This is a genomic window from Moheibacter stercoris (assembly GCF_040545805.1).
Lineage (GTDB): Bacteria > Bacteroidota > Bacteroidia > Flavobacteriales > Weeksellaceae > Moheibacter > Moheibacter stercoris.
In genome coordinates, this window is sequence record NZ_JBEPMO010000006.1 from 142463 (window position 1) to 150254 (window position 7792).

Sequence of the window (7792 nt, forward strand, 5' to 3'; positions counted from 1 at the left end):
AATTTACAAAGATTTCTCTATAACCATGACGAAAAATGAATCCCTTTACGAAAAAGTCTATGATGTAGTTCGTAAAATTCCCGAAGGTAAAGTTACTTCATATGGAGCGATTGCAACCTTTCTTGGACGTAAAGGTTCCGCAAGAATGATTGGATATGCGATGAATAATTCGCATGCATTCGATGATATTCCAGCACATCGAGTCGTTAATCGGAAGGGTTTATTAACAGGCAAACATCATTTTTCGCCACCTTCTCTTATGCAGCAACTTTTGGAAAATGAAGGAATTGAAATTGAAGATGATCAAATTCAAAATTTCTCGAATGTTTTCTGGGATCCTATGAAAGAATTGATAGATTTCTAGCGTACTTCTTTTTGTTTCTTGCGATACTTCAAATATTGAAAAATTGTCGGATGATTGTAATTGGTAGACTCATCAACATTTCCAACTTTTCTGGCTTCAGGCTCAATCCCATTCTCCATTTCCTTAATGATTCTTGCTTGATTTTTGGCGATGCCTATCATTCCCTTCCAACTCAACGTAAAATAGCTATCCCCTTTTTGAATTGGAATCGTTGATTGGTGTAAAATATCACCTGTATCTACTCCACTGTCCAACCAAAAAACGGTATACCCAACTTTTTCTCGTTCGTCATTGTAAATAGCCCAAAATGGCGAATGTACACCTCGATAATCGGGTGTAATTCCTGGATGTCCTCCAATCACACGATCATTGACCAATTTACGCACCTTCTTCCCTACCCAATATCCTGTGTGCACTACTAACAAATCTGGTTGTAAAGATTGGATGAATCTGATAGTTTCAGGTGAACTATACTCTTCTGTTTGATGAATTTCACCTTTATAAGTTTGTAAAACAGATTGAATTTCCTCTTCGTTGTAAATCTGATTAAAAATTTCTCGATCCTTTTTCTGATGAAGAAATTTATAGTAAATACGACCTATAATCTGTAAGAAAACGGTCCAATAGCCATATTTTTTTGCAGCAATTTTCAAATATGAAAAATCAATTCCTTTTTGATGCTTATTAGCATTCACAACACCCACAACATCTACTTTGTTTTCCAACAAAATACTCAAGGTTTTATCAAAAATAATCCCTGTTCCAAATAAACAAACAACACGTAATGGCTTAGGATTCATTCTTTTTGTTTTGAAGGTATTGATGAATGGGGAAAATTAGTTTTTTAATGGTTCCCTTTATTTTTCGCGTTCTTTGAAGATGTTGAATGTTTTCCAAATTTAGGGTTTTCAACAATTCTTCATCACTGGTTTGGGCCTTCACACTAAATCTTCCCAAAATTTCTGATTCTTGACAAAAACGAGTTTCCAAAATAGGTTCTGAATCAAATATGAATTTAAATCCAACTTCATGTGCAGACTCATAAGTTTTTTGATCGGAATCTCCTCCTGGAATCGAACAATGCAGTATTTCAACTCCGAGAACATCTTCCAAGATATCTTTCGAAATTCTCCATTCCTCTAGCATTTGCTTGTAATTCAAGGTTCGGAAAATCATTGGATGTGTATGCGAATGAGAACCAATCCTATGACCTGAATTGTATAAAGTTTGAATGTCTTCTTTTGCCAGGAAACCTTTGGTTCCAATTCGATTGGTAGTAATGAAATAATATCCTTTTAAATTTTGTTCTTCTAAAATCTGAGCCGATTTCAAATTGGAAATTCCACCATCATCAAACGTAAACAAATAGGAAACTTTGGAATTTTTCTCTTTTATTTCCTGAACCAAATTTACATGACGACGAAATACATCGGTTTTGTGCATATACGCCAAATTATCTTTGTTCTGAAAACCTGATTCTTGGTAATCATCAATTACTTCATGGTACAACAAAGCCATTGTTTGGTTCATCCTGTCTATTTTGGTCCTCGCAAAGATACTTTATTCTAAAATTAATTCACGGTCTTCTTGAAAGGGTATAGTGGCATCGAGAATTTCTTCAATCAAATTACTTAAATCTGTCTTGGTCACCTCAATCAATCCTGCATCGAAGAGTATTTCGTTGTCAATACTCATAGGAATTACTTCTTTTTTGGGATACTTCAACGGATAAATTCCATACACAACTTTTTCGTTGGCAAATTTGGCATGGTACAAATACGCATAAAAGATCAATTGTAGCGGTTTATCAAATCCCGATTCAGAAAAAATTCGCTCAAAATTTTCAGATTTAACTTTTAAGGAATCTGGCTTAACGGTTCCCGTTTTATAATCAATAATTCGTTTTTGACCATCCACGGAATCAATTCGGTCAATCACACCTTTTAATTTCACTTTTCTTCCCGAATTCAATTCTAGTTCCGTTTCAGATTTCAACTCCATTTCCAAAATACTGAATTCATGCTTGCCCGATAAATTTTGGTCATTCTTCAATACATTTTCCACAAAAGTTTGAGCGATTTTGTAAATCAACAAATTCTTCCCCGATTTGAATTCTCCGCTTTTGTAATGCTTTTTGAAGTTTTCATTCAATTGAAATTCCAAATTTTTAAACATCGAATCAAAATCAGATGGAATGAGTATTTTTTTCAAATGAGGCGTATACAAAATCTCAAGTGTTTCATGGACAACATTTCCAAGTATCCTTGCTCCAACAGTTTCTTCAGCTTCTTCGAATTCACTTAAACCCAAAACTCTTTGTTGATAGAATTCAATCGGATTTCTCAAATAATTGTTCAAGGAAGAAGGTGAAATTCCGTTTTCAGCCCAAGAATTCAATCGATTTAAAATGGTTGGAGTTTTGGGAATTAGTAATTCCTGATTCTTTTGTGCGTGAAATTTTGCAGCCGCACTTTTATGATTGATCTTATGCCCCGATTCGATTTCAATTTGGGTAATAAATCTACTTTTTTCTCCTGTTCCCAAAGCGTCTGCTTCTGAATTGTATAGCAATTGAATGCTTTCTGCACGTTGCAACAATCGGTAAAAATGATAGGCAAAAATCGCATCATTTTCGGTATAGGTCTGCAAACTCATTTGTCTTCTGATGTCAAATGGAATGAAGGAATTTTCGACTCTTCCTGGAGGTAAAATACCATCGTTCACCGACGTCATGATGATATTTTTAAAATCCAACAATCGCGTTTCGAGCAATCCGACAACTTGCAATCCTTCCAAAGGTTCGCCTACGAAAGAAATGGTTTCGTTTTGAAGCAATTTGGTATACAATACATACAAAGTCTTGAAATCTTGTATTCCTTCAAAATCTTGCAATTCCTCCTTTAATTGCGTAAATAACAATCCAAATCTGTACAAAAACTCTTTGTCCATATTGTTGAGTTCGACTTTGGCTTCTCGCATCAGTCGGTGCGTCCATTGAAGCAATAGATCTACAAATTCTCGAATCGATGGAGGAATTTTGAACAAATCGGCGTATAAACTATCCTTTAGTTGTTCGATCAAAAATTCAGAAGTAGAAAAAATTCTATTTTCAAATTGAATGTCTTTTTTTAACTGATTCGCAACATCAGAAGATTCTTTAAAAATCTGATTTCCTAGAATATCGATCACATTTTTATAATAGAATAATTTTCCTTTTCCTAACTTTTCTCGGTTCATTTGCAATTCAAAAACCGCCCGAAAAAAATAAGCCATCGAAGATTTATTCAACGGAAAACCCATCGTAATATTGACACGATCTATTTGTGATGGAATCGAACTTAAAACAGCTGGCAAAAAGGTTTCATCGGTCAAAACTACTAAAGTTTCTGTCCATTCATCTTCAGGAATCTTGGACAATAATTGATGAAGATATTTGGCTTGCCCAACACGTTTGCTAAAACTGATGACTTCAATATTTTTTTCTTTGGAAAATTCGTCAAATGTCCATTTCCAATCGGGATCTTGTTCTTTGTAATTTCGAAGAAAAACACCAGCTTCTTGATATGGATTGTTCAAATAATAGGCGTCAGCATCCCAAAACAAACTTGCTTTTCCATGTTTTTTCAAATCAAATACAATCTTTTTCTCGGCTTGAGACAAGGCATTTAATCCTACAAAAACAAAATGATGAGATTGATTTTCGATGAAATTGTCAAGATTTTCAACCGCCTTTTTGTACATCAATCCTCGATAGGCAAAACCTTTTGCTAGCAAATCAGTTTTTAACTGGCGAAATAAATCGCTCGCCATTTTCCAAAAGAAAAGATGATTGGAAACCAATTTATTGCTATTGAGATCCAAATTTTCATTTCCCCATTTCTTGATTCTTTCGGTTGAAACGAGATACTCAAATAAATAATTAGAGTCCACCAAAGAAGAGTCGATATCATCAAAATCTTGTAACAACGTAGGAATCCATTTTAAGAAATTGGAAAACTCATCAGGTTTATCAACAACTTTCTGATAAGATTCATAAGCTTGAAACCATAGTTGAATTTGTGAAATTCGTTGCAAACCAGCGATTTCATTGATAAAATCATCAATACTTACGAATTCCGGCAAAATACTATTTCGCAAATGCTTTTTGAACGCATTTTGAAAGAATAATTTGGGCCTATTACCCGGAAGAATAATTCGAATTTGTTCCAAATTTTCATGAGTTTGCAACAAATCTTCGACAACTTTATCAATAAATTTTCCCATTAATTTGATACAGCTTTAAGTCCAACGATGGATGCAATCAAGGTACAAATAAAAAAGATTCTCCAAAATGTAGCAGGTTCATTGAATACAAAAATTCCCATCAAAACGGTTCCAACTGCTCCAATTCCCGTCCAAACGGCATAAGCTGTTCCCAAAGGCAAGGTTTGCGTTGCCTTCATCAACAAGACCATACTGATGGTTAAACAAACCAAAAATCCGGCATACCAAAGATACGATTCTGTCCCTGTTGTTTCTTTTGCTTTCCCCAAACAAGAGGCAAAACCTACTTCAAATAGACCAGCAATAATTAGGATAACCCAATTCATAATTTCAAATTTTATTTCTCGTCAAATTACGGAAATTTTGAGGAAAGATTTTACTAAAACTAGAATGTGTATTTTTGCAAAATGAATGCGACAGAATTAACAGCAAAAGAAAAGTGGACCAAAGTAGAAGAATTTTTCGCTCAGAATTTTACGGGTGGAGAAACACCCGATTTGGATACGATATTATTTTTGATTGGCGTTCAGGAATTGGGGAAAGGAAAACGAAAATTCAAGAAAGATGACAAAGTCAATCTTTTACATATTGCAGTTTGTCGAGTTTTAGAACCATTTGGCTATTATCGTTTTGATGGATTGGACAAAGATGGTTGGCCACAATTTGAATTCTTGGAACCGCTTCCAGAATTGAAAGCCAACGAACAATCTTTGTTGATGAAACAAGCGATCATTCAATATTTTGAAGATCGTGAGTTATTCTAAGATTTTCCTATTAACATTTTAATGACCAGTTGATCGGTTTCAAGAGAAACATCTGTGGGTTGAACTTCAGAAAGATCTTTCCAAATAATTTCCTGGATATCTTGATCGATAACCTTTAATTGATGGATGTCTTTTGCAATCACTTTGTAATACACCATGAAAATTTGTTCGTTTTCATCAAATCTTGATTGTAAAAAGAAATCTTGGGTATAAAAATGTTCTAAAACTTCAATTTCTAAATTCAATTCTTCCAAAAATTCACGTTGCAAACATTCGATTGTTCCTTCTCCAAATTCCAATCCGCCACCAGGAAATTTATCTATGACAGTTCCAGCAAAAGGTTCTCGTATGATCATCAATTGGTTTTCAACCACCAATAATCCATAAACTCGTATGTTAAACGGCGTCATTTCTGTCCAATTTTTGTCCGACCAACATTTCTCTTTTCCCCGGAGGTCCAGGACGTTTTTCGACAGTCAATCCCGCTGCAATCAAGGCTCTTCTTACACTTCCTTTGGCCGAATACGTAGTAAAAATTCCGTTGGTTTTCAATGAAGGGATTATTTTCTGGAACAATTCTTCTGTCCATAATTCGGGTTGAACTCGAGCACCAAAAGCATCAAAATAAATCAAGTCAAAGTTTTCTTTTGTATAATCGAATTCCATAAAATCTGCTTGAATTTTCTTCAACTGGAATTGAGGAGAAATAGTATTCATTTCTTCCCAATTTGACTCCATAAGGATTGAATAATTAGACTGAATAAATTCTAGTTGAAATTGATCATTTCCTTCAATTCCATGTAAAGAAGACGGATAGTCCAACAACGCAAATTCTTCCTTAGAAACAGGAAATTTCTCAATTCCCGTATACTTTATTTTCAGATTTCGCTTATGCGATTCCAACAAAGTAATCAAAGCATTTAAACCAGTTCCAAATCCGATTTCTAAAATGGAAATAGGCGAATCTGTCTTCATCAAATCCAAACCATTACGGATAAAAACATGATAGGCTTCTTGAATTGCTCCATGTTTGGAATGATAAGACTCGTTCCATTCTGGTATAAAAAGAGTTGCAGAACCGTCTTCGGTTTTGATAATTTTTCTTGAAAACATGCTCAAAAGTATTAATATTTAATCGAGTATTAATCGGGATTTTACGATATTTATAAGTAAATTTGCGATTCGCGAAACAAAAATTAAAATAAGTAAGTATGATTATTGAAAAAATCAAAGAATCAAGATTTACTCCAGAAGTATTTGACATTGAAACGTTTGGAACCGCATTTTCTGACCATATGTTATTGTGTTGGTACAAAGATGGAAAATGGGGCGAACCTATTATAAAACCTTACGGGAAATTAGATTTCACACCTGCTATATCAGTTGGACATTATGGGCAAGGAATTTTTGAAGGAATGAAAGCCTATAAAGGATCAAACGGAGATGTATATTTGTTTAGACCAGAGAAAAACTTTGAACGCTTAAATAAATCTGCAGTTCGTTTGGACATGCCAGAAATTCCTGAACATATTTTTATGGATGGATTGAAAGCTTTGGTTGATTTAGATAGACAATGGGTTCCTGCAACGCACGGTATGTCATTGTACTTACGTCCTGTTATGTTTGCAACAGAGGAGGCTATAACAGCTCGTTCGTCAAACGAATATTTATTTGCCATTTTAACAGCGGTTGCTCCCAATTATTACAACAAACCATTGTCTGTAAAAATTGCCGATCGTTATAGCCGCGCAGCCAATGGTGGAGTTGGATTTGCAAAAGCTGCAGGAAACTACGCAGGTTCTTTCTATCCGACGCATTTAGCACGTGAAGAAGGTTACGATCAAGTAGTTTGGACAGATGATGCAACGCATACGTTTATCGAGGAGGCTGGAACCATGAACGTAATGGTTCGAATTGGAGACAAATTAATCACTGCTCCTACTTCTGAAAGAATTTTGGATGGAGTTACTCGTGATAGTATGTTGCAGTTGGCTACCAAATTGGGTATCGAAGTTGAAGTTCGTAAAATTACCGTTCAAGAAGTTTATGATGCGCACAAAAGTGGTGAGTTAAAAGAAGTTTTTGGTGTAGGAACAGCTGTTGTTGTAAATAACTACGTTGCCGTTGGATATGGAGACGAAAGATTGGAATTGCCATTATTATCTCCTGAAGAATCTTATGGACAAATCTTAAAGAAAAACTTAGTTGACTTACAAATGGGTGTTTCTGAAGATCCTTTTGGATGGAGAGTCAAAGTGGAAGAAAATTTAGTAGAAGCTTAAAATTTTTCAATCAAGATATAAAATGAGGCTGTCTCAAAAGACAGTCTCTTTTTTATGCTTAATATTTATTTTTTGCTTCTTGGATATTAAAATTTCATTTTTCTAGCTTAAAAACTGAT

Annotated in this window: 9 protein-coding genes; 3 read left to right on the top strand and 6 right to left on the bottom strand. The window is 34.6% G+C overall.

Annotated elements, in window-relative coordinates; all coding sequences use genetic code 11:
- The first annotated feature begins 25 nt into the window (after positions 1–25).
- Positions 26–364 carry an MGMT family protein gene (locus ABID46_RS07110; RefSeq protein ID WP_354508501.1) on the top strand — a complete coding sequence of 113 codons (339 nt, stop codon included), beginning with the start codon at positions 26–28 and terminating at the stop codon, positions 362–364.
- On the opposite strand, the gene ABID46_RS07115 is transcribed toward ABID46_RS07110, so the two are convergent.
- From ABID46_RS07115 to ABID46_RS07130, 4 genes are read right to left on the bottom strand one after another with little or no spacing between them, the layout of a single operon-like run.
- On the bottom strand, positions 361–1164 hold the full coding sequence (locus ABID46_RS07115; RefSeq protein WP_354508503.1) for a formyltransferase family protein: 804 nt from the start codon (positions 1162–1164) through the stop codon (positions 361–363). The two genes, ABID46_RS07110 and ABID46_RS07115, sit on opposite strands and share 4 nt — an antisense overlap.
- Complete coding sequence (locus ABID46_RS07120) at positions 1154–1894, bottom strand: polysaccharide deacetylase family protein (protein WP_354508505.1); 741 nt, start codon at positions 1892–1894, stop codon at positions 1154–1156. The genes ABID46_RS07115 and ABID46_RS07120 overlap by 11 nt, the downstream gene beginning before the upstream one ends.
- A gap of 30 nt (positions 1895–1924) precedes the next feature.
- Complete coding sequence (locus tag ABID46_RS07125) at positions 1925–4627, bottom strand: PD-(D/E)XK nuclease family protein (RefSeq protein ID WP_354508507.1); 2703 nt, start codon at positions 4625–4627, stop codon at positions 1925–1927.
- The gene (locus tag ABID46_RS07130; protein ID WP_354508509.1) at positions 4627–4953 is read right to left on the bottom strand and encodes a DMT family transporter; all 327 of its coding nucleotides are present in this window, start codon (positions 4951–4953) and stop codon (positions 4627–4629) included. Before ABID46_RS07130 ends, ABID46_RS07125 begins: the two co-directional genes overlap by 1 nt.
- Before the next feature lie 81 nt (positions 4954–5034).
- Here ABID46_RS07130 and ABID46_RS07135 point away from each other — a divergent pair, with 81 nt between their 5' ends.
- Positions 5035–5391: a hypothetical protein gene (locus tag ABID46_RS07135; protein ID WP_354508510.1), complete on the top strand. Its 357-nt coding sequence runs from the start codon at positions 5035–5037 to the stop codon at positions 5389–5391.
- Here the strand turns inward: ABID46_RS07135 and ABID46_RS07140 are convergent.
- Together ABID46_RS07140 and mnmC2 are read right to left on the bottom strand one after the other, a co-directional pair.
- The gene (locus ABID46_RS07140) at positions 5388–5801 is read right to left on the bottom strand and encodes an NUDIX domain-containing protein (RefSeq protein ID WP_354508512.1); all 414 of its coding nucleotides are present in this window, start codon (positions 5799–5801) and stop codon (positions 5388–5390) included. The genes ABID46_RS07135 and ABID46_RS07140 overlap by 4 nt on opposite strands.
- A complete protein-coding gene (gene mnmC2 / locus ABID46_RS07145) occupies positions 5788–6504 on the bottom strand; it encodes a tRNA (5-methylaminomethyl-2-thiouridine)(34)-methyltransferase MnmC2 (RefSeq protein WP_354508514.1) in 717 nt (238 codons plus the stop codon). The genes ABID46_RS07140 and mnmC2 overlap by 14 nt, the downstream gene beginning before the upstream one ends.
- A gap of 98 nt (positions 6505–6602) precedes the next feature.
- Between mnmC2 and ABID46_RS07150 the strand changes: the two genes are divergently transcribed.
- Positions 6603–7673, top strand: a complete 1071-nt coding sequence (locus ABID46_RS07150; protein ID WP_354508516.1) for a branched-chain amino acid aminotransferase — start codon at positions 6603–6605, stop codon at positions 7671–7673.
- Positions 7674–7792 lie beyond the last annotated feature (119 nt).

Coding starts and splice junctions, on each gene's coding strand:
- ABID46_RS07110 (WP_354508501.1), top strand. CDS start 26: ATGACGAAAAATGAATCCCTTTACGAAAAAGTCTATGATGTAGTTCGT.
- ABID46_RS07135 (WP_354508510.1), top strand. CDS start 5,035: ATGAATGCGACAGAATTAACAGCAAAAGAAAAGTGGACCAAAGTAGAA.
- ABID46_RS07140 (WP_354508512.1), bottom strand. CDS start 5,801: ATGACGCCGTTTAACATACGAGTTTATGGATTATTGGTGGTTGAAAAC.
- ABID46_RS07130 (WP_354508509.1), bottom strand. CDS start 4,953: ATGAATTGGGTTATCCTAATTATTGCTGGTCTATTTGAAGTAGGTTTT.
- ABID46_RS07120 (WP_354508505.1), bottom strand. CDS start 1,894: ATGAACCAAACAATGGCTTTGTTGTACCATGAAGTAATTGATGATTAC.
- ABID46_RS07125 (WP_354508507.1), bottom strand. CDS start 4,627: ATGGGAAAATTTATTGATAAAGTTGTCGAAGATTTGTTGCAAACTCAT.
- ABID46_RS07150 (WP_354508516.1), top strand. CDS start 6,603: ATGATTATTGAAAAAATCAAAGAATCAAGATTTACTCCAGAAGTATTT.
- ABID46_RS07115 (WP_354508503.1), bottom strand. CDS start 1,164: ATGAATCCTAAGCCATTACGTGTTGTTTGTTTATTTGGAACAGGGATT.
- mnmC2 (WP_354508514.1), bottom strand. CDS start 6,504: ATGTTTTCAAGAAAAATTATCAAAACCGAAGACGGTTCTGCAACTCTT.